Origin of the sequence: Kitasatospora sp. NPDC058478 (assembly GCF_042720345.1) — a bacterium.
Lineage (GTDB): Bacteria > Actinomycetota > Actinomycetes > Streptomycetales > Streptomycetaceae > Kitasatospora.
In genome coordinates this window covers 24,541-47,468 of the sequence record NZ_JBHXML010000015.1, presented here as the reverse complement: position 1 = coordinate 47,468, position 22,928 = coordinate 24,541, and the positions used below count along the sequence as shown (strand labels likewise).

The following is a 22,928-nucleotide window of genomic DNA, read 5'->3' as shown; positions in this document are numbered from 1 at the left end:
CTGCCCCTACTCCGCCGCCGGCGCCGACTGGCGCGCGGCCTCTCGCTCCAGTTCCTCCAGCAGCGCGTCCTCGACGAGTCGCGCCACCCCCGCCACGGTGGGGTTCTCCAGGAGGCTGCGGAAGGCGATCCGGATGCCGAAGGTCTGCTTGATCCTGGTGATCGCCTGCACGCTGGTCAGGGACTGCCCGCCGAGGGCGAAGAAGCTGTCGTGCGCGCCGACCCGCTCCACGTGCAGGGTCTCGGACCAGATCGCGGCGATCAGCTTCTCGGTCTCGTCGCGCGGCTCCACCCACTCCTCGGCGGCCTCGACGGCCGTCTCGGCGGGGTCGGGCAGCGCGGCCCGGTCGATCTTGCCGTGCCGGGTGAGCGGGAAGGACTCCACCTCGGCGAAGGCGGCCGGCACCAGGTGGGCCGGGAGCCGCTCGGCGAGGTAGCCGGCGAGCTCGGCGGCGCCGGGGACGCCGCCCGCGGCCGGCCGCAGGTAGGCGACCAGGCGGGCGTGCTCGGCCTCGCCGCGGACCAGGACGACGGACTCGGCGACGCCCGGGTGGGCGTCCAGGGCCGCGGTGATCTCGCCCGGCTCGATCCGGTAGCCGCGCAGCTTGACCTGGTCGTCGAGCCGGCCGAGGAACTCCAGCCGGCCGTCGGACAGCCGGCGGACCCGGTCGCCGGTGCGGTACAGCCGCTCCTTGGGGTCGAACGGCGCGGCCAGGAAGGCCTGTTCGGTCAGGTCGGGGCGGCCCAGGTAGCCGCGGGCGAGGCCGTCGCCGGCCAGGTACAGCTCGCCGGGCGCGCCGACCGGGGCGAGGTTGCGCTCCGGGTCCAGGACGTAGGCCCGGACGTTCTGGACGGGCAGGCCGAGGACGGGCCGGGGGCTGTCGGCGACCCGGCAGACCAGCGCGTCCACGGTGGCCTCGGTGGGCCCGTAGAAGTTGTAGGCGATCAGGTCGGACTGGGCGCGCAGCCGGTCCCACTGGGCCTGGCCGATCGCCTCGCCGCCGAGCGCCGCGCCGCGCAGCGGGTGGCTGCCGGGGGCGAGCAGTCCGGCGTCGTCGAGCTGGCGGAACCAGGACGGGGTGGTCTGCAGGAAGTCGATCCGCTGCTCGGCGCGGTAGGCGACCAGGGCGTGCGCGTCGCGCCGCACCTCGTCGTCGACCAGGTGCAGTTCGTGGCCGGCGACCATCCACAGCACCGGGTTCCAGGAGGCGTCGAAGGACGCGGGCGCCAGGTGGGCGACCCGGACCTGCCGGTCGCCGCAGGCCTCGCGCAGCGGCTCGAAGACGGTCCGCAGGTGGCTGTCGAGCAGGTTCGCCAGGCTGCCGTGCTCGACCAGCACGCCCTTGGGCTTGCCGGTGGAGCCGGAGGTGTGGATGACGTAGGCGGCGTGCTCCGGGGCGAGGTCCGGGTCGGGGGCGGTGGCGGGCCGGGCCGCGATCGCGTCCCGCTCGCGCTCGGGGACGACCAGGGCGACGTCGGCGGGCAGCGCCAGCGTGGTGCTCGCGGCCTCGTCGGCGATCACCACCCGGGGCTTGACGTCCTCGACCAGCAGCCGCAGGCGCTCGGCCGGGGCGGCCGGGTCCAGCGGGGTGTAGACGCCGCCCGCCTTGAGCACCGCGAGCAGCGCGGTGATCAGGCCGGGGCCGCGCCGCAGGCAGACCGCGACCGGCACCTCGGGGCCGACGCCCCGGTCGGCGAGGTGGTGGGCGAGCCGGTTGGCCCGCTCGTCCAGCTCTGCGAAGGTGATCCGCTCGCCGCCGTGGACCAGGGCGACGGCCTGCGGGGTGGCGGCGGCCTGGCGGGCGAACCGCTCGGGCACCAGGGCGTCGGTGGTGAGCGCGGTGGCGGTCTCGTTGTGGCCGGTGAGCAGCCGCTCCCGGTGGGCGGGGGCCAGCGCGCGCAGCTCGGCGAGGGTGCGCTCGGGCTCGGCCGCGATCTCCTCCAGCAGGGCGCGCAGGTCGCCGGTGACCCGGTCGGCGGTGTCGGCGTCGAAGAGCCCGGGGTCGTAGGCGAGCCGGAAGGAGAGCTGCTCGCCGGCGAAGACCGCGAGCACCATGGCGTAGCTGGTGGGCTCCTGGGAGCGCACGTCGCGGATCCGGATGCCCTGGTCGGAGCCCAGTTCGCCGTCGAAGGGGTAGTTCTCGACGACCACGTAGCTGTCGAACAGGTCGACCCCGGCGGGCAGCCCGGTCCAGCCGCGGATCTGGGCCAGCGAGACGTACTCGTAGCTGCGGGCCTGGACCTGGTCGCGCTGGAGGTCGCCCAGCCAGTCGAGGACGGGCTGCTCGGGGCGGACCTCGACCCGCACCGGCAGGTTGTTGATGAACAGGCCGATCATCGACTCGACGTCGGGCAGGTCGGCGGGGCGGCCGGAGACGGCCGAGCCGAAGCAGACCTCCTGCTCCCCCGCGTAGCGCGAGAGCGTCAGCGCCCAGGCGCCCTGGGCGAGCGTGTTGGTGGTGAGCCGGTGGCGCCGGGCGACCTCGGCGAGCCGCTCGGTGACCTCGGGCTCCAGCTGGAAGACGCTGGTCGCCTCGCTGCCCTGGCGGGCCGCCTCCTCGCCGGCCCGGTCGGCCGGCAGGGCGGTCGGGGCGGTGAAGCCGTCGAGCAGCTCGCGCCAGTAGCGCTCGGCGTCGGCCAGGTCCTGCTCGCCGAGCCAGGCGACGTAGTCGCGGAACGGGCGGCGGGCGACCGGGCCGGGCCGGTCGTGGCCGGTGAGCCGGAGGTAGTCGTCGACCACCTCGGAGACCAGTTCGGCGCTGCTCCAGCCGTCCAGCAGCAGGTGGTGCGAGGTCCAGACGACCCGCAGGGCGCCGTCCGGCTCGTCGATCAGGGCCAGGCGCATCAGCGGCGCCACGGCCAGGTCGATGCCGCGGGTGCGGTCCTCGGCGAGGTAGGCGGCGAACCGCTGCTCGCGCTCGGCCGCCGGCAGGGCGCTCCAGTCCAGCCGCTCGACGGGCACGGTGACGTGCTCGCGGACCACCTGGAGCGGCTGGTCGGTGTCGACCCGGGCGAAGCCGGTGCGCAGCATCGGGGTCCGGTCGGCGAGGCGCTGCCAGGCCTCGGCGAAGGCGTCCGCGTCCACGCCGCCCTCCAGCAGGAAGGACAGCTGGCCGAGGTAGACGCCCTCGCCCTCCTCGGTGAGGCTGTGGAACAGCAGGCCGTGCTGCATCGGCGTGGCCGGGTAGAGGTCGGCGATCCGGCCCAGGGCGGTCAGTTCGTCCAGCAGCGGCTGGTCGACCCGGGCGAGCGGGAAGTCCGAGGGGGTGGCCCCGGAGGCGGCGGCGCCGGCCTCGCGGCAGTGCGCGACGATCCCGCGCAGGGCCTCGACCAGCTGGTCGCCGACCCGCTGGACGGTCTCGGTGGTGTGGGTCGCGGTGGAGTGGAACAGCTCGAAGCCGAGCTTGCCGTCGCGCACGTACGCCACGATGTCGAGCGGGTACTCCAGCAGTTCCCCGGGCGCCTGCTCGGTGCCGTAGCCGAGCCGCACGTCGTGCAGCAGGCCGCCGTCGTGGCCGTCGACGACCCGGCCGAGGTAGTTGAAGCCGACCTGGGCGCGGGGGCCTTCGGCGAGCAGTTCGCCGGGCGCCCCGGCCGGGCTGAGGTGGCGCAGCGCGCCGTAGCCGATGCCGCGCTGGGGGACGGCCCGCAGCTGCTCCTTGACGGAGCGGAGCCGGGCGCCCCAGTCGGCGCCGTCGGCGGTGTCCAGGGCGACCGGGAAGGAGGTGGTGAACCAGCCGGTGGTGCGGCTCAGGTCGACGTCGTCGAAGATCTCCTCGCGGCCGTGGCCCTCCAGGTCCACCAGGACGGCGGAGCGGCCGGTCCAGTCGGCGAGCACCCGGGCGAGCGCGGTCAGCAGGACGTCGTTGACCTGGGTGCGGTAGACCGCGGGGACCTCGCGCAGCAGCGCGTCGGTGCTCTCCGCGTCCAGGCCGACCCGGACGGCGGCGGCGGTGGCGACGGTCGGGGTGCCGGTGAGGTCGGCGGGCAGCGGCTCGCCGCCGGCGCGGCCGGCCGCGAACCAGTGGTCCAGCTCCTCGTCGAAGCCGCCGACCGCGGTGTGCTCGGAGAGCCGGCGGGACCAGTCGAGGAAGGAGGTGCCGCGCGAGCCGAGGTCGACCGGCCGGCCCTCGGCGGCCTGCCGGTAGGCCGTCTCCAGGTCGCCGAGCAGGGTCTGCCAGGAGACCGCGTCGACCACCAGGTGGTGGGCGGTGAGGAAGAGCCGGGCGCCGGCGGTGCCGCCGAGGTCGGCCAGCACGGCCCGCACCAGCGGGCCCTCGGCCAGGTCGAAGCCGGACTGGGCGGCGGTGGCGGCGGCCAGCAGCGCGCCCTCCGGGTCGGCCTCCAGGGTGAGGTCCAGCCGCTCCAGCGGCCAGCCGTCGCCGGGGGCGGCGATCTCCTGCTGCCAGCGGCCGTAGACGGTGCGGAAGCGGGTGCGCAGGGCGTCGTGGTGGGTGAGGAGGGCGTCGAGCGCGGTGCGCAGGTGCGCCTCGTCGGGGAGTTCGCGCAGCTCGGCCAGCACGGACATGGTGCTGTGCTGGGGGGCCTCGGTGTGGTGTTGGAAGAAGGCGCGCTGGATCGGGGTCAGCGGCGCCCTTCCGGTGACGGGTTCGGTGTTCACGCCGGCCGGCTCCTCGGGTTCGTGGGTCGAGATCGCGGCGGCGATCCCGGCGATGGTCTGGTGGCTGAAGATGTCCTGCGAGCTGAGGCGCAGTCCCAACTGCCGCGCCCGGGAGACGACCTGGATGCTCAGGATCGAGTCACCGCCCAGGTCGAAGAAGTTGTCGTCGACGCCGACCTCGGGCACCCGGAAGACCTCCGCCCAGAGCCCGGCGAGCGCCTGCTCGGCGGGGTTGCGGGGGGCCGTCCTGGTGGTGGCCGGGCGGTCGTCGGCGGCCGCGGCCGGCAGCGCCCGCCGGTCCACCTTGCCGTTGGCGTTCAGCGGCAGCCGGTCGAGCCGGACGAAGGCCTGCGGCACCATGTGGCGGGGCAGCGAGCCCTCCAGGTAGCGGCGCAGCTCGGCGCTCTCCGGTGCGGTGCCGGGCCGGGGCACGACGTACCCGGTCAGGACGGCGCCCGGCTCGGAGCGCAGCGCCGCGACGGCCTCCAGGACGTCGGGGTGGCGGCGCAGGACGGCCTCGATCTCGGCGAGTTCCACCCGGAACCCGCGGATCTTGACCTGGTCGTCGCCGCGGCCGAGGAACTCGACGTCGCCGGTGGGCAGGAAGCGGGCCTGGTCGCCGGTGCGGTAGAGCCGGCCGTCGGGGTGGGGCGTGAACGGGTCGGCGGAGAAGCGCTCCTCGGTGAGGTCGGGGCGGCCCAGGTAGCCCCGGGTGACGCCGGTGCCGCCGAGGAAGAGCTCGCCGACGACGCCGACCGGCAGCGGCTCCAGGTCCGCGTCCAGGACGTACATCCGGGTGCCCGGGATGGGCCGGCCGATCGGCACGGACGCGACGTCCGGCAGGCTCTGCGGGGTGACGGTGAAGTACGAGGACTCGACGGTGGCCTCGGTGACGCCGTAGGAGTTGAGCACGACGGTGCCGGGGGCGACGCTCTTCAGCAGCCGCCGGCAGTCGTCGGTGCGCCAGTTGTCCGAACCGACGGCCAGGTAGCGCAGCGGCGGGAAGGCCCGGCCGGTGCGGGCGGCCTCGTCGGCCAGCGCGTTGGCCAGCGAGGGCACCGTCTCGACGTGGGTGACGCGCCGGCGCTCCATCAGGTCGAGCAGGCGCACCGGGTCGGTGGTGGCGTCCTTCGGGCAGAGCACCAGGGCGCCGCCGGTGGTCAGCGCGTGCGTCAGGTCGGAGACGAAGACGTCGAAGGCCATGCTGGCGAGGTTGAGCTGGCGGACGGGGCCGCGGTCGAGCCGGTAGGCCTCTCGCCAGGCCGCGGCGGCCCGGGCGACGCTGCGGTGCTCGACCGTGACGCCCTTGGGCTTGCCGGTGGAGCCGGAGGTGTAGATGACGTAGGCGAGGTTGTCCGGGGTCACCTCGGTGCTGGGCGCCTCGGCGGGCCAGCTGTCGATCTCCTCGCGGTCGGCGTCCAGGCAGAGCACGGTCGCGTCGCACAGCGGGAGCCGCTCGGCGAGGTCCCGTTGGGTGACGAGCATCGCGGCGGCGCTGTCGTCCAGCACCAGGCGCAGCCGCTCGGCGGGGTGGGCGGGGTCCAGCGGCAGGTAGGCGGCGCCGGCCTTGAGGACGCCGAGGGCGGCGACGACGGCGTCCGGGCCGCGGTCCAGGCAGATCGCGACGACGGTCTCCGGGCCGATGCCCTGGCCGACGAGGTGCTGGGCCAGCCGGTTGGCCCGGGCCTCCAGTTCCGCGTAGGTCAGCACGGTCTCCTCGAAGACCACCGCCTCGGCGTCCGGGGTCTGCTGCGCCTGCTCGGCGATCAGCTCGTGCAGGCAGGCGTCGGCGCCCGGGGTGCCGGTGTCGTTCCACTCGTACAGGACGCGGTCGCGGGCGCGCAGCGACAGCATCGGGACGTCGCCGACCCGCTGGCCGGGGGCGGTGGGCATGCTGCCGAGCAGGACGGCGAGCTGGTCGGCGAGCACCTCGGCCTGGGCGCGGTCGTAGAGCGCCGGGTCGTAGGAGAGCAGCAGGGTCAGCGAGCCGTCGTCGTCGTAGGCGGTGAGGTCCAGCGTGAAGCTGGTGGTGTCGACGGCGCGGACGTCGCTGAGGCGCAGTCCGTGGCGTTCGGCGGCGGCCCCGTTGCCCGGGTAGTTCTCGAACACCACCAGGGTCTGGAACAGCGCGCTGCCGCGCGGGACCTTGCTGCTGCGCTGGATCTCGGCGATCGAGGAGTACTCGAAGCGCCGGGATTCGGCCTGCTCGGCCTGGAGGGCCGCCAGCCACTCCACCAGCGGGGCGTCCTGGTCGACCTCGGTGCGCAGCGGCAGGGTGTTGAGCAGGTTGCCGACCATGGTGTCGGCGCCGGGCAGCTCGGTCGGGCGGCCGGCCACGGTGGTGCCGAAGCAGACGTCGCGCTGCCCGGAGTGGCGGGCCAGCAGGATCGCCCAGGCGCCCTGGACGGCGGTGTTGAGGGTGAGCCGGTGGCGGCGGACCATCGCGACCAGCGCGTCGGTCTCGGCGCCGGACAGGCCCACCCGGACCTGCCCGGCGGACTGGGACTCGTGGCCCTGGGGCACCGAGCGGCCGAAGGGCAGCTGGGTCGGCGCGTCCAGGTCGCCCAGCAGGGCGCTCCAGTGGGCGGCGGCCGCGGCCTTGTCCTGCCGGGCCAGCCAGGCGACGTAGTCGCGGAACGGCCGGCGCTCGGGCAGGGCCGGGGCCTTGCCCCTGCCGTCGGTGAGCGCCTGGTAGGCGGCGAAGAGGTCGGCGAACAGGTGCGAGGTGCTCCAGCCGTCCAGGACGGCGTGGTGGAAGGTCCACACGACGCGGACGGTCCGCTCGTCCTCGCGGGCGAGGGCGAGGCGCATCAGCGGCGCCCGGGACAGCTCGATCCCGGTGGCGCGCTCCTCGTCGATCAGCGCCTTGAGCCGGCGGTCCAGTTCGGCGGCGGGCAGGCCGGTCCAGTCGAGGTGGCGCACCGTCAGCCGGGCGGAGCGCTCGACCACCTGGACGGGCTCGGGGACGCCGTCCCAGACCAGCCGGGTGCGCAGCGCGGGGGTGCGGTCGACCACCTGCTGCCAGGCGGCGGCCAGCGCGTCGACGTCGCGGACGCCCTCCAGCCGGAAGGCGACGTGGTCGGAGTAGGCGCCGACGCCGTCCTGGTTGAGGGTGTGGAAGAGCATCCCGCTCTGCATCGGGGTCAGCGGGTGGATGTCCTCGACGGCGGAGCCGGCCGGCACCAGCCGGTCGACGGTCGCCTGGTCGAGGGTGAGCAGCGGGAAGTCGCCGGGGGTGGCGCCGCCGGCGCCGGGGGTCAGGCAGTGCTCGACGAGTTCGGTCAGGGCCGCCGCGAAGTCGTCGGCGAGCCGCTGCACGGTGGCCTGGTCGTGGCGCTGCGGCGCGTAGTGGAAGTCGAAGGTCAGCACGCCGTGCCGGACCTCGCCGACGATGTCCAGCAGGTGCGGCCGCTCCTCGTCCGGGTGGTGGTCCAGGCCGTAGTCGGGTTCGACGGCGCGGAACAGCTCGCTCCCGGCCGCGGCGTCGCTCCACTGGCCGAGGTAGTTGAAGCTGACCTGCGGCTGCGGCGCCGCGGCCAGGGCGGCGGCCTGCGGCTGGTCGCCGCGCAGGTAGCGCAGCGGGCCGTAGCCGGCGCCGCGGCCGGGCACGGCGCGCAGCAGTTCCTTGGTGTCGCGGATGAGCCGGCCGAGCGGGCGGTCGGCCGGGGACTCCAGCAGCACCGGGAAGATCGAGGTGAACCAGCCGACCGTCCGGGAGACGTCGGTGCCGTCGAGGATCTCCTCGCGGCCGTGGCCCTCCAGGGTGATCAGGGTGCGGGCCCGGCCGGTGAAGCGGGCGAGCGCGCGGCCGAGGGCGGTCAGCAGGACGTCGTTGACCTGGGTGCGGTAGACGGCGGGCACGTCCTGGAGCAGTTGCCGGGTGCGCTCGGCGTCGAGGCCGGCCGAGACGGCGCGGGTGTCGCCGACGCTGTTGCGGCCCTCCCGGTCGGTGGGCAGGTCGGCGGAGCCGGCCGGCACCGGGCGGGCCCAGTGCGCCAGTTCGTCGTCCAGGCCGCCGTCCCGGGTGAAGGCGGCGAGGCGGCGCGCCCAGCCGCGGTACGAGGTGCCGGCCGGGCCGAGGTCGACGTCCTCGCCGCGGACGGCCTGCCGGTAGGCGCTCTCCAGGTCCTCCAGGAGGATCCGCCAGGAGACGCCGTCCACGGCGAGGTGGTGCACGGTGAGCAGCAGCCGCGCGGGCTCGCCGGCGCCGTGGTCGAACAGCAGGGTGCGCACCAGCGGCCCTTCGGCCGGGTCCAGCGAGGCCTGCGCGGCCTCGGCGAGGGTGCGCATGGCGGCGGCGCGCTCACCGGGGGCGGCCTGGTCGAGGGTGATCCGCTCGATCCGGGCCTCGGCCGGCACGGCGTCGGCGTCCGGCGCGGTGACGGTCTGGACCCGCCGGCCGTCGGGGCCGGTGGCGAAGCGGGTGCGCAGGGCCTCGTGCCGGCGGACCAGGCCGGCCAGGGCGCGGGCCAGCGCGGGTTCGTCGACCGCACCGTCCAGGGTGATCAGCACGGACTGGTTGAAGTGGTGGGCGCCGCGGGTGTGGTGGGCGAAGAACCACTCCTGGACGGGGCCGAGCGGGGCCGGCTCGTGGTCGTCGGCGTCGACCTGGACGACCGGGGCCTGCTCCACCGGGCGGGCGGCGCGGGCGAGGTCGGCGAGCGACTGCTGGGAGAAGATGTCCTTCGAGGTGATGACGAGGCCGGCCCGGCGGGCGCGGGCGACCACCTGGATGCTCAGGATGGAGTCGCCGCCGAGTTCGAAGAAGTTGTCGTCGGCGCCGACCTTGCCGATGCCGAGCACCTCCGACCAGACCTCGGCGAGCGCCTGCTCGGCCGGGTCCTCGGGGGCCCGGTAGTCCTCCCGCTCCAGGGGGGCGTCCGGCGCCGGCAGGGCCCGGACGTCGACCTTGCCGTTGGGGGTGAGCGGGAAGGCGTCGAGGGTGGCGAAGGCCGTCGGGACGCTGTAGGAGGGCAGCCGCTGCTCGGCGAAGGCGCGCAGGTCCAGCGGCGCGATGACGGCGCCGGGCTCGGCGCGCAGGTAGCCGACCAGCCGCTTGTGGTCGCCGTCCGCGAGGGCGACCACCAGGGCCTCGGCCACCGCGGGGTGGGCCTCCAGGACGGCTTCGACCTCGCCGGGCTCGATCCGGTAGCCGCGGACCTTGACCTGGGTGTCGGCGCGGCCGAGGTACTCGACCAGGCCGTCGGCCCAGCGCACCACGTCCCCGGTGCGGTACATCCGCTCGCCGGGCTCCGCCGCGAACGGCGAGGGCTGGAAGCGCTCCTCGGTCAGCTCCGGGCGGCCCAGGTAGCCGCGGGCGACGCCGGGGCCGGCGATCCAGAGTTCGCCGGGCGCGCCGGGCGGGACGGGGCGGCGGCGCTCGTCGAGGACGTACACCGCCGTGTTGGAGATCGGGCGGCCGATCGGGATGGCGCGCACGCCGTCGGTCTCGCGGATCAGGTGGGAGACGGCGAAGGTGGTGGTCTCGGTCGGGCCGTAGCCGTTGACCAGCCGCTGCGGCGGGGCGCCGCCGGCCAGCAGTTCGGCGATCCGGCGCGGGTTGAGCGCCTCGCCGCCGACCAGCAGGTGGCGCATGCCGCCGAAGGCGGTGGGCTCCAGGCCGACGACCTGGTTGAAGACGCCGGCGGTGAGGAACATCGCGGTGGCGCCGGTCGAGCGCAGTGCGGCGGCGAAGGCCGGCGGGTCGAGCAGGACGTCCTTGGTGATGACGGCGATCCGCGCCCCGGCCACCAGCGGGCCCCAGAACTCGAAGGTCGCCGCGTCGAAGGTGGCGTCGGCGACCTGCGCCACCACGTCGTCGGCCGCCAGCGGGGCGTAGTCGGCGCCGCGGACCAGCCGGACGATGGAGCGGTGCTCGACCACGACGCCCTTGGGCCGGCCGGTGGAGCCGGAGGTGTAGATGACGTAGGCGGCGCTCTCGGGCCCCGCGTCGGTGGCCGGCGGCCCGGCCGGGAGGGCGGCCAGCTCGGCGGTGCGCTCGGCGGGCAGCAGGGCCGGGACGGCCAGGTCGGGCAGCCGTTCGAGCAGCTCCCGGTCGGTGACGCAGAGCGCGGCCCCGGTGTCCGCGAGCATGAACTCCAGCCGGTCGGCCGGGTAGTCCGGGTCCAGCGGCACGTAGGTGCAGCCGGCCTTGAGCACGGCCAGCAGGGCGACGACCAGGCCGGTGCCGCGGGGCAGGCAGACCGCGACGTGCCGGCCGGGGCGGGCGCCACGGTCGAGCAGCAGCCGGGCCAACCGGTCGGCCTGCTCGTCGAGCTGACGGTAGGTCAGCTCGCCTTCGGCGGCGGTGACGGCGATGGCGTCGGGGGTGGCCGCGGCCTGCTCGGCGACCAGCGAGTGGACGGTCCGGTCGGCCGGGTAGGGCACCCGGTTCTCGGCCCAGTCGCGGGTGACGGTGTCGAGTTCGGCGGCGGTGAGCAGCGGCAGGTCGCCGACCGGGCGGTCGGCGTCGGCGGCGACGCCCGCCAGCAGGAGCAGCAGCCGGGCGCAGAGCGCGTCGACGGTCGAGGCGTCGAACAGGTCGGTGTTGTACTCCACCGTCCCGCCCAGCGTGCCGTCGGCGGCCGGGGTGAACTCCAGTGTCAGGTCGAAGATGGAGGACACCGAGGGCGCGCGGAACTCCTCGACGGCCGGGCCGCCGAAGTCGGGCAGGGCCCCGGGGTCGTTCTGGAGCACGAGGGCGGCCTGCACCAGCGGGGTGCGGCTCGGGTCTCGCTCGGGCTGGATCTCGTCCACCAGCCGGTGGAAGGGGACGTCCTGGTTGCTGAGGGCGTCCCAGAGCTGGTCGGTGGTGCGCTCCAGCAGGTCGCCGAAGGCCTCGTCCAGGTCGATCCGGCCGTGCAGGACCAGGGTGTTGACGAAGAAGCCGACCAGCGGCTCCAGTTCGGTGCGGTCGCGGCCGACCGACACGGTGCCCAGGCCCACGGTGCGCTGGCCGGTGTGCCGGGCCAGCAGGACCTGGGTGGCGGCGGCGAGCACGGCGAAGAGCGTGGTGCCGCGTTCGGCGCCGAGCGTGTCGAGGCCGGTGGCGACCTCGGCGTCGACCTGGAAGGTGTGCAGGGCGCCGACGGTGGTGCGCACCGCCGGGCGGGGCCGGTCGGTGGGCAGCTCCAGCGGCTGGATGTCCGCCAACTCGTCGCGCCAGTAGTCCAGTTGCCCGGCCAGGCGGTCTTCGGTGCAGCGCTCGCGCTGCCAGCGGGAGTAGTCGCGGTAGCTGACCGGCAGCGGGGCGAGGGTGTGCGGGCGACCCTCGACGGCGGCCCGGTAGAGCTCGCCGAGCTCGCCGGTCAGCAGGCCCTTGGACCAGCCGTCGGCGGCGATGTGGTGCAGGTTGAGGAAGAGCGCGTGGTCGTCCGGGCCGTGCCGCACGACCGTGGAGCGCAGCAGCGGGCCGCTGGCGAGGTCGAAGGGGGTGGCGAGTTCGCGGCGCAGCAGCGCGGCGAACTCGGCCTCGCGCTCCTCGGCGCCCAGCGCGCTCAGGTCCACCGGCTCGGTGTCCGGGGCGTAGGCGGGCCGGACCTCCTGGCGGGCCACGCCGTCCTCGGTGGTGAAGACGGTGCGCAGCGGCTCGTGCCGCTCGACCAGGCCGGTCAGCGCGGTGCGCAGCGCGGCCAGGTCGAGGCCGCCGCGCAGCCGCAGGCCGAAGGAGGTGGTGTACTCGACCGCGTCGGTCTCGAACTCCTGGAGGAACCAGAGCCGTTCCTGGCCGAAGGAGAGCGGGGCCGGGCCGTCGCCGCCGGGCCGGATCGCGTCGCGGTCGCCGCCGCCGGCGCCGGCGGCTGCCAGTCGCTGCCGCAGGATCTCGTCGGCGTCCTGGCCCTCGCTGTGTCGCTGGTCTGTCATCGGTTGCTCCCCCGCGCGCCACCGCGCGTCGTCGTCCGGTCCGCCGGTGTCCGGCGCACGTCTTCGAGTACTTGCTTGCGGACCTGGTCCGCGAGGGCCGCCACGGTGCGGGCGGCGAACACGTGCCGGGCCGAGACCCCGACGCCGAACACCTCCCGGATCCGGGCGGTGACCTGGAGGGTGAGCACCGAGTTGGCGCCGTGGTCGAAGACGTTGTCCTCGGCCCCCACGACGGGCACGCCCAGCACCTCGGCCCAGATCCCGGCCAGCGCCGCCTCGGTCTCGTCCCGGGGCGCGGTGGGCTCGGCGGCCGGCCGCTGCTCCTCCGGTTCCGGCAGGGCCCGCCGGTCGATCTTGCCGCTCGTGGTCATCGGGAACGCGTCCAGGACGATGACGACCGGCGGGACCATGTAGCCGGGCAGCCGCTCGGCGAGCCGGGCCCGGATCTTCTCCGGGTCGGCGGCGCCGTCCGCGGGCACCACGTAGCCGGTCAGCACGGTCTGCCCGGACGGCCTGGTCCGGGCGACCACCGCGGTCTGCTCGACGCTCTCGTCGTCGAGCAGCGCGGTCTCGATCTCGCCCAGCTCGATCCGGTAGCCGCGCACCTTGACCTGGTTGTCGATCCGCCCGAGGAATTCGAGTGTGCCGTCGGGCAGCCAGCGGACCAGGTCGCCGGTGCGGTAGAGCCTCGCGCCGGCGGTGGCGGCGAGGTGGTCCGGGACGAACCGCTCCTCGGTGAGCTCCGGGCGGCCCAGGTAGCCGCGGGCCACCCCGGCGCCGCCGACGTACAGTTCGCCGGGCACGCCCACCGGGACGGGCTCGCGGTGCTCGTCGAGCACGTAGCCGGTGGTGTTGGCGATGGGCCGGCCGATCGAGGGCAGCCGCCCGACCGGGGCGTCCTCCTCCGCCTCCAGCACCGTGCCGGTGGTGAGCACGGTGGTCTCGGTCGGGCCGTACAGGTTGGACAGCGCCATCGCGGAGCCGCGCGGCAGCCGGCGGCGCACCACGTCGGCGCCGGTGAGGATGTGGCGCACCCGGCCCTGGTGCAGCGCGGGCTGGTCGAGCAGGGCCTCCAGGCGCGGGGCCGGGATGAGGATGAGGGTGATCCCCTGCTCGACGATCCAGCCGGCGAGCAGGTGCGGGTCCTCCAGGACGCGGTCGGAGGCGAACCGGATCTCCACGCCGCAGGCGAGGGCGCCCCACTGCTCCAGCACCGTCGGGTCGAAGCCGGGCGGCACCATCTGGGTGGCCCGGTCGCCGGGCCCGGCGTCGAAGAAGTCCCGGTACCAGTCGCACAGGTTGACCACGCCGCGGTGCTCGATCAGCACGCCCTTGGCCTTGCCGGTGGAGCCCGAGGTGTAGATCACGTACGCGAGGTCGGACGGGCCGACGGCGACCTCGGGCGGCCCGTCGTGCGTGCCGGGCCCGGTGTCCTCGACGTACAGCACCTCGACGCCTTCCGGCGCCTCGGGCCCGGGCAGGTCGCGCTGGGTGAGGAGTACCGGCACCCCGGCGTCCTGGAGCACGTAGACCGTCCGGTCGTCGGGCAGTTCGGGGTCGAGCGGCAGGTAGGCGGCGCCGGCCTTGAGCACGGCGAGCTGGGCGATCGTCATCTCGGCGGCGCGCCGGGTCCGGACGCCGACGACGGTGCCCGGGCCGACGCCGCGGTCGGCCAGCCGGTGGGCCAGCGCGTCCGTCAGCGCGTCGAGTTCGGCGAAGGTCAGGCTGCGGTCCTCGGTGGTGACGGCCGCGGCGTCCGGGGTGCGCCGGGCCTGGTCGGCGACCAGGCCGTGGATGGTCGCCGTGTGGAACCGGGCGCCGGTCGCGGTGGCGTTCCAGCCGGTGGTGACCAGCCGGCGTTCCTGCTCGTCCATCAGCGGCAGCTCGTCGACGAGCCGGTCCGGGTCGGCCGCCGCCATGCCCTCCAGCAGCACGGTGAGGTGGCGGGCGGTCCGGGCGACGGTCTCCGGGTCGAAGAGCGCCGTGCTGTACTCGACCAGGCCGCCGAGCCGCCCGTCGCGCTCCTCGAACTCGAAGCCGATGTCGAACAGCGCGTGCATCCGCGGCAGGGCGCTCTCCTCGACCCGCAGGCCGTCGGGGCCGGGCAGCGCGTCCTGGGCCCGCTTGAGCATCAGCGCGGCCTGGATCAGCGGGGTGCGGCTGGGGTCGCGGTCCGGCTTGAGCTCGTCGATCAGCCGGTCGTACGGCAGGTGCTGGTGGGTGAAGGCCTCCAGCACGCCCTGCCGGACGTCGGCCAGGAAGGCGCCGACGGTCGTGTCGGGGGTGGTCCGGGAGCGCAGCACCAGCGTGTTGACGAAGAAGCCGAGCACGTCCTCCAGTTCGCTGTGCTCGCGGCCGGAGACGATGGTGCCGACGGCGATGTCGCGCTGGCGCGCGTACCGGGACAGCAGCAGTTGGACGCCCGCCGTGAGGACGGTGAACAGGGTGACGCCCTCCCGGCGGCAGAGCCGGGTGAGGGCGGCCACCAGCTCGGGGCTCAGCTCGAAGGGGTGACCGGCGCCCCGGGTGGCGCGGGTGGCGGGCCGGGGCCGGTCGGTCGGCAGCTCCAGCGGCACCACGCCGTCCAGCCGGCGCTTCCAGTAGGCGAGGTCGGCGGCCTCCCGGGCGCCCCGCTCGCCGTGCTGGTGTACGGCGAAGTCGGCGTACTGAAGGGGCAGTTCGCTCAGCGCGGCGGGCCGGCCGGTGGCCTCCTGGCCGAGCAGGGCGACGAGCTCGCGGGCCATCACCTCCTTGGACCAGCCGTCGGTGACGACGTGGTGCATGTCGAGGACGAGCAGGTGCTCGGCATCGGCCAGCCGGATCAGCCAGGGGCGCAGCAGCGGGCCGCCGCGCAGGTCGAAGGAGCGGCTCAGCTCGGTGCGCAGCAGCTGGTCGAGGTCGTCGACGCGCCCCTCGGCCGCGAGGTCGGTGAAGCGCACCGGCCGGTGGCCGGGGGCGTGGACGACCTGCACGCCCTGGCCGCCCTCGGTGGCGAAGGTGGTGCGCAGCGCCTCGTGCCGGGCCACCAGGGCGTCGACGGCGCGCCCGAGGGCGGCCCGGTCGAGCGGCCCGGTCAGCCGCAGGCCGAGCGGCGAGTTGTACTCGGTGCCCTGGGACTCGTAGTCGTACAGGAACCAGAGCCGCTGCTGGCCGTAGGAGAGCGGCAGCGGCCGGTCGCGGCCGACCGGCACCAGTCCGGCCCGGCGGGCGGGCTCGCTGCCCAGCCGGCCGGCCAGCCCGGCGACGGTGGGCGACTCGAACAGGGTGCGGATCGGCACCTCGACGTCCAGCACCGAGCGGATGCGCCCGATCAGCCGGGTGGCGAGCAGGGAGTGGCCGCCGAGGTCGAAGAAGCTGTCGTCGACGCCGATCGAGGCGACGCCGAGCACCTCGCAGAACAGGTCGCAGAGCTGCTCCTCGCGGGCGCTGCGCGGCCCGTGCCCGCTGCCGGCGGCGGCGGTGCCCGGGTCCGGGAGCGCGGCCCGGTCGGTCTTGCCGTTGGGGGTCAGCGGGATCTCGGGGATCGGCACCACCACGGCCGGGACCATGTAGCCGGGCAGCGTGGCGGCGGCGTGCGCGCGCAGTTCGGCCGGGTCGGCGCCGCCCTCGCCGGCCGGCACCACGTAGGAGACCAGCCGGGTGTCGCCGGCCCCGTACTCGCGGGCGACGGTGACGGCGCGGGCCACCGCGGGGTGCCGCTCCAGGACGGCGTCGATCTCGCCGGGCTCGATCCGGAAGCCGCGGACCTTCAGCTGGAAGTCGGCGCGGCCGACGTACTCCAGGTTGCCGTCGGCGGCCCAGCGGACGATGTCGCCGGTGCGGTACATGCGCTCGCCCTCGGCGCCGTACGGGTCGGGCAGGAAGCGGTCCCGGGTGAGGTCCTCGCGGTGCAGGTAGCCGGTGCCGACGCCGTCCCCGGCGATGTACAGCTCGCCGGCGGCGCCGATCGGCACCAGGCGCAGCGCCTCGTCGAGGACCCGGACCCGGGTGTTGCCGATCGGCCGGCCGATGGTCGGCGCGCCGGGGCGGTCGTCCAGGCGGGCGGCGGTGGACCAGATGGTGGTCTCGGTGGGCCCGTACAGGTTGGTGACCTCGCTGCCGAGCGCGCGCATCCGCTCGGCGAGGGCGGCCGGCAGGGCCTCCCCGCCGACCAGCATCCGCAGGCCGCGCAGTGCCTGCGGGGCCTCGTCGCACAGGGCCTGCCAGAGGCTGGGGGTGGCCTGCATGATCGTGGTGCCGGTGCGGCCGACCAGGGCGCCCAGCCCGGCGGGGTCGGTGACGGTCGCGCGGTCGGCGAGGACCACGGTGGCGCCGCCGACCAGCGGCAGGTAGAGCTCCAGGGCGGCGATGTCGAAGGCGATCGTGGTGACGGAGGTCCAGACGTCCTCGGCGGCGAGCGGGAAGAGGTCGGCCATCGAGACCAGGAAGTTGGTCAGCGCGTGGCGGCTGATGACGACGCCCTTGGGGCGGCCGGTGGAGCCGGAGGTGTAGATGACGTAGGCCGGGTCGGCGGCGGTCGCGGCGGGGCCCTGCGGCCCGGCGGGCTCCGTCGCCAGCCTGGCGCGCACCTCCTCGTCGTCCAGCAGCAGCCGGTGGGCGGCGGTGGCGGGCAGCCGCCCGGCCGTCGCGCTGTCGGTGACCAGTGCCGAGGGGGCGGCGTGGTCGAGGATGTAGCCGATCCGGTCGGCCGGGTAGTCGGGGTCGAGCGGCACGTAGGCGGCGCCGGTGCGGGCCACCGCGAGCAGGGCGACGACGAGGTCGGCGGAGCGCGGCAGCGCCAGGGCGACGAGCCGGCCCGGGGCGGCGCCGTGGCGGCGCAGCTCGCCGGCCAACCGCTCGGCCCGGTCGTCGAGTTCGGCGTAGCTGAGCACGGTGTCGCCGGCGATCAGGGCGGTCCGCGCGGGCTGGGCGGCGGCCCGGGCCCGGAACAGCGCGGAGACGTCGGCGTCGGGCACCGGCCGGTCGGTGGCGTTCCACGCGGTCAGCAGGGCGTGCCGCTCGGCCGGGTCCAGCACCTCGTAGCCGTCCGGGTCGGCGTCCGGCGCGGCGACGGCGGCGGCCAGCAGGCGCGGCAGCGCGTCGGTGAGCCGCCGGACGGTCGCCGGGTCGAACAGCTCGGTGCTGAAGGTCGCGGCCAGCCGCAGCCCGGAGCCGTCGGGTGCGCTGCGGAAGCGCAGCTGGAGGTCGAACGGGGAGTGCTGGCGGGGAAGTTGGGCCACCTGGGCGTCGAGCGGGCCGAAGTCGAGCCGGGCGGGCAGGTCCTCGGCGAGGTCGAAGGCCACCTGGGCCAGCGGGTGGCGGTTGAGCGCGCGCTCGGGCCGCAGGTCGCCGACCACGGTCTCGAACGGGACGCCGCCGTGGCGCCGGGCCGTGTCGGCGACCGCCGCGCAGTCGCCGACCAGCTCGCGGAAGGAGGCGCCGGGGCGGCGCAGGACCCGCAGCACCACCGGGTTGGCCAGCGGGCCGACCACGGCGGCGCGCCGGGCGTCGTCGCGGCCCGGCAGGCTGCCGACCAGCGGGACGTCGACGCCGGCGCCGAAGCGGCCCAGCAGCGCCACGACGGCGGCGTGCAGCACCGCCTCGACGCCGGCGCCGCAGTCGGCGGCCAGGTCGGCGAGGGCCGCCGCCAGCGGGCCGTCCAGCTCGCTGCGGTACTCGTCGGCGGCGTAGCGGGTGACGGCCGGGCGCGGCCGGTCGACGGGCAGGTCGAGCTGCGCCGGCGCGCCGTCCAAGGCCGCGCGCCAGTGGGCGAGTTCGGCCGCGGCGTGCTCGGTGGGCCGCTCGGGGGCGCCGTTCAGCTCCCGGTCGGCGGCGGCCGCCGCGGCGTACTGCGGGGCGGGCTCGGACGCGCCGGGGGCGGCCGGGGCGGTGGCCGCCGCGTACGCCCGGGCCAGGTCGTCGACGATCACGGCGAGCGAGCGCTCGTCGGCCGCGATCTCGTGCACCGTCAGGACCAGCACGTGGGCGTCCGGACCGGTGGCCAGCAGCCGGGCCCGCAGCGGGGGCTCCCGGGTGAGGTCCAGGCCCTGGCCGGCCGCCCGGGTCAGCGCCTCGTCGAGCTCGTCGGGGGCGACCGGCTCGGGCCGCAGCCCGGCGAACGCCCCGCCGTCGGGGGCGGGTTCGGGGCGGCAGCGGCCCTCGGCCTCGCGGTGCACGGTGCCCAGCAGCGGGTGCCGCCGGACCAGGGCGTCCAGCGCGGCGCGCAGCTGCTCCGGACCCAGGCCGCCGGCCAGCCGCAGCGCCACCGTGTGGGTGTGGCCGGCGGCGCCCTCCTGGAAGCGGTTCAGGAACCACAGGCGCTGCTGCGCCGGCGACAGGACACTGTCGTTGGTGATCGTCACGTTCGCTCTCCAGCCTGTTCAGGCGACGCGTCGCAGGACGCGGCCGCCGAACTGCATGTGGTCCGCGCGCCCGGTCTCCGGGTCGAGCAGGAAGCGGCCGAGGTGTTCCACCTCGGGCAGCCGCGGGTGCCGGGCGGCGAAGAAGCGCTCGCCTCGGCCGGTCAGGTCGTACTCCATCCCGTCGTCGTCGACCAGGACGGTGGCGCCGGGGTGTGCGCCGTCCGCCGTGTCGGCGCCGGGGCGGATCCGGTAGACGGTCTCGCCGTTGGCCCACTGCCCGACGCGGTCCGACAGGTCCTGCGCGGCGCCGGCGGCGGGGCCCGGCGCGTAGCCGGCGACGTCCACGCCCTCGGCCCGGAGCTGGGCCAGCAGGTCCTGCCAGGCGCCGAGGCCGGCCGCGGAGTCGGCCTGGAGGGCGATCACGGTGCCGCGTTCCGGCTGGATCCGCAGGTGGCAGGTGGCGCCCGCGCCCACGCCGTCGAGGCCGAGCCAGCGGTCGGCGCCGTTGCCGTACCGGGCCCAGCCGTGGCCCCAACCGTCGGCCAGGCCGAACGGCAGGGTGTCGAAGGGCGGTTCGGCCAGCGCCCGGACGGCCTCCTGGTCGAGCAGGGCGGCGTGCGAGGCGTCGCGGTCGTCCAGGTGGAGCCGGGCGAACGCGACCAGGTCGGTGACGGTGCCGGCGATCGCGGCGGCGGGGGCGAGGTCGCGGGGGATCTCGTCGGCCGCCAGGAAGGCCGGCTCGATGTCCAGCGGCCGGAGCAGGAAGTCCGTCACGGCGTTGCGCCAACTCACCCCGGCGGCGGCCTCGATGACCTTTCCGGCCAGCGCGAACCCGGCGTTGGAGTACGAGAACGCGGTGCCGGGGGCGAACAGCGGGCCGGCCGCGACGGCGGCCCGCAGCCCGCCGTCGCCGGGGCCGTCGCAGACCAGCCCGGAGGAGTGGCTGAGCAGGTGGCGGGTCGTCAGTCCCAGCTCGGCGAAGGGTGGTTCGTTCAGGTACTCGCCGACCGGCAGGTCCAGGTCGAGGTCGCCGTCGAAGGCCAGCTGCATGGCCAGCGTCGCGGTGAAGAGCTTGGTGAGCGAGGCGAACGGCGCGGCGGGCGCCGGCCCGGGCTCCGCACCCGCCTCGGCGACGTGGAGTTCGCCGGCGTCGTAGAACGCGCACCGGAGGGAGCGCACACCGTGTTCGCGCGCGAGCCGTCCGGCCTTTTCACGCCATGACTGTGAATTCACTAAAACCCACCCACCGCATTCACCGGAATCCGAAAAAGGCGCAGCACAACAGCCCCGTTCGGCCGTGTTCCGTCCACGGCTCGTCGGTACGGGGATTACGCAAAAGGGGAATTCGCTCTGGTGAATGCAGGCTAACACCGGGCGGCGGGGCCGGTCAGGGTCGTTAAGCGGCAGCCGAATGACCCTGGTTGCCGCACTGCGAAACGCCGTTCGACCTGCCCGGAAACCCGAAAACGCCGATGGGGTCCGCGGTCGCGGACCCCATCGGCGGGTCGGTGTGGCAATGGTGGGGGCGGAGCTACTCGCGCAGTCCGATGGCCTCCACCGGGCGGGCGCGCAGGGCGAGCTTGGTCGGCACCAGAACGGCCGCCGCGGCCAGGGCCGAGGTCGCCGCCACGATCGCCAGGTAGAGCAGCGGCGGAATGTGCGGAACCAGGGACCCGGTCAGGCCCATGCTCACCGTCATCAACGGCACGATGGGCACGAGGCTGCCGACCACCACCGCGATCAGGATCAGCATCAACGTCTCGGTGCGCATCATCCGCATGACCTGTTCGGGGGTCGCGCCCACCAGCCGCAGCAGCGCGAACTCCCGTGCTCTGGACAGCGTGGTCATCACCAGGGTGTTGGCAACGGCCACCGCGATGTACCCGAAGACCAGGACCAGCGGCAGCGCGCTGCCGAACAGGTTGGCCGTGCCGGCCTTCTCCTGGGCGGCGGACAGGCCGCCCTTGTCCTGGACGTGCACCCCGGGGTAGCGGTCGTTGAGCCCGGTGAGCTCCCCGATCACCTTCTTCTTGTCGACGCCGTCCTTGGCCCGCACCAGCACCGAGTCGTACATCCGGCGCGAACTGTGCTGGAGCACGGTGTCGTAGGACAGGGTGATGTCGCCGAAGCCCAGGCCGCGCTTGTACACGGCGATCACCTTCGGCTCCAGCGTCTGCCCGTCGGGCATGTGCACCTTGATCTGGCCGCCGACGTTCGCGCCGAGCGTGGCCGAAGCCCCGCTGCTGATCGCCACCGTGTCCGTGGACAGGTTGTCCAGGGAGCCCTCGGAGACGTCCAGGTCGACGACCCGGCTCAGGTTGCCCGGGGTCAGCCCCTGCGCCTTGTAGTCGAAGATCTCCGGCGAGCCGAGCATCTTCGTCGAGGCGAACAGGTCGACCCGCACCGTCCCGGCCGCGGCGTCCACCCCGTCCAGGCCGGCGATGAACTTCGGCGCGGTGACCGGCAGGCCGCCGGAATCGCTGGTCACCGTGTAGTCGGCGACGACGCCCGCCTGGGCCTGCGCCTCGGCCGCACCCGACGTGGTGGTCGGGATGAACAGCTGCACCGAGGCGAAGCCGATCGCCAGGATCAGCGGGCCGATACCGGCCGCCAGCCGCCGGGCGTTGGCCCGGGTGTTGGCCACGGCCAGGAACCCGAGGGTCCCGAACCGCCGCTGGAACGGCGCGGCCATCAGCCTGGTCGCCTTCGCCACCACCGGCGGGGCCAGCATGAGGATCGCGATCACCATGATCAGACCGCCGCTGCCGGCCGCGGCCACCGCGAAGATGCTGCCGAAGAACAGCGGCAGCAGCGACGCGCAGAAGCCGAGGACGAACAGCAGGATCCCGATGGCCACCCGGGCGCCGCCGATGCCCGGCTGCTCGGTCTGGGCCTCGCTGAGCGCCTCCACCGGCCGGATCGACACCACCCGGCGGGCCACCGCGAACGCCGCCACCTGCGCGGCGATCACGCCGATGCCGACCGCGGCGATCGCCGGGATCGGGCCGTAGGAGAACTCGAAGTCGTCCGGCAGGATGCCGATCGCCCCGAGCGCCCCGCGCAGCACCCCGGCGGCCAGCATGCCGGGGAAGCAGCCCAGGATCGAGGCCACCAGCGAGATCACCAGGGCCTCGCCCGAGATCATCTTGTGGATCTGCTTGGGCGTCGCGCCGACCGCGCGCAGCAGCGCCAGCTCGCGCCGGCGCTGGTGCACGCTGAGCGCCAGGGTGCTGCCCACCACCATCATGGTGATCAGCACGACGGTGCCGCCGAGCGAGCCCGCCAGCTCCTTCAGGCTGCCCCGGGCCGAGGCGACGTCCGGGTTCTCGACGCTGCTGCGCCCGTCACCGGTGTAGACGTCGATCGCGGAGCCCTTGAGCGCCTTGTCGATCCGGTCGCCGAGCTTGCCGGCGTTGGTGTCCTTGGGCGCCAGCACGCCGATGGCGCTGACCTGGTCGGTGCGGCCGAACAGGGTGCGCGCCTCGTCGTCGGAGAAGAACACCGGCGGGGTGCGCAGCGCCCCGCCGCCGCCCTTGTAGGTGACGATGCCGACGATCTTGTACGAGCTGGCGTCCCGGGTGGAGGCGATCTTGACGCTGTCGCCCACCTTCACCTTGCGGTGGTCGGCGACGGACTTCTCCAGCACCACCTCGCCGGCGCGCTTCGGCTCGTCGCCGTTGCGGTCGTACGGGCCGAGCGCGGCCGCGCCCCAGTTGGTGCCGTTGGACGTCCGGTCGTCGGCGCCCTTGACCAGCTCCTCGCCGTCGTTGGAGACGACCTGCGCGGGGAAGGTGAGCACCGGGACGGCCTTGTCGACGCCCTCGGTCCTGGCGACCTTGTCGACCAGGTCGATCGGGACGCCGACGGCGTCCTTGAGGTCCTTGGACTTGCTCTTCTTGGCCTCGTGGACCGTGAAGTGCTTCTGACCGCCGACCACGACCGCAGCGCCGGAGTAGCGCTGGACCGGCACCCCGTTGCCGATGCCGGACTGGAGGATGATTCCGAAGGCCGTGACGAGCACGGACGCGCCGAACAGGGCGACGAACGCCCCGACGAACCCGGCCTTACGCTCCTTGACGGTCTGTACGACGAGCCTGAACACGT

General features: G+C 75.0%; 4 protein-coding genes. All 4 read right to left on the bottom strand.

All coding sequences use genetic code 11. From position 1 onward, the window contains the following. Positions 1-6: 6 nt before the first annotated feature. The 4 genes from ACFWPT_RS11000 to ACFWPT_RS10985 all read right to left on the bottom strand — a co-directional run bounded on the left by ACFWPT_RS11000 (position 7) and on the right by ACFWPT_RS10985 (position 22,926). Positions 7-12,483 carry an amino acid adenylation domain-containing protein gene (locus tag ACFWPT_RS11000; protein ID WP_380481170.1) on the bottom strand — a complete coding sequence of 4,159 codons (12,477 nt, stop codon included), beginning with the start codon at positions 12,481-12,483 and terminating at the stop codon, positions 7-9. Continuing rightward, on the bottom strand, positions 12,480-18,824 hold the full coding sequence (locus tag ACFWPT_RS10995) for an amino acid adenylation domain-containing protein (protein ID WP_380481167.1): 6,345 nt from the start codon (positions 18,822-18,824) through the stop codon (positions 12,480-12,482). The genes ACFWPT_RS11000 and ACFWPT_RS10995 overlap by 4 nt, the downstream gene beginning before the upstream one ends. Positions 18,825-18,842: 18 nt before the next feature. Next, positions 18,843-20,057, bottom strand: coding sequence for a serine hydrolase domain-containing protein (locus ACFWPT_RS10990; RefSeq protein WP_380481164.1), 1,215 nt, complete (start codon positions 20,055-20,057; stop codon positions 18,843-18,845). Positions 20,058-20,355: 298 nt separating this feature from the next. Further along, positions 20,356-22,926, bottom strand: a complete 2,571-nt coding sequence (locus ACFWPT_RS10985; RefSeq protein ID WP_380481161.1) for an ABC transporter permease — start codon at positions 22,924-22,926, stop codon at positions 20,356-20,358. Positions 22,927-22,928 lie beyond the last annotated feature (2 nt).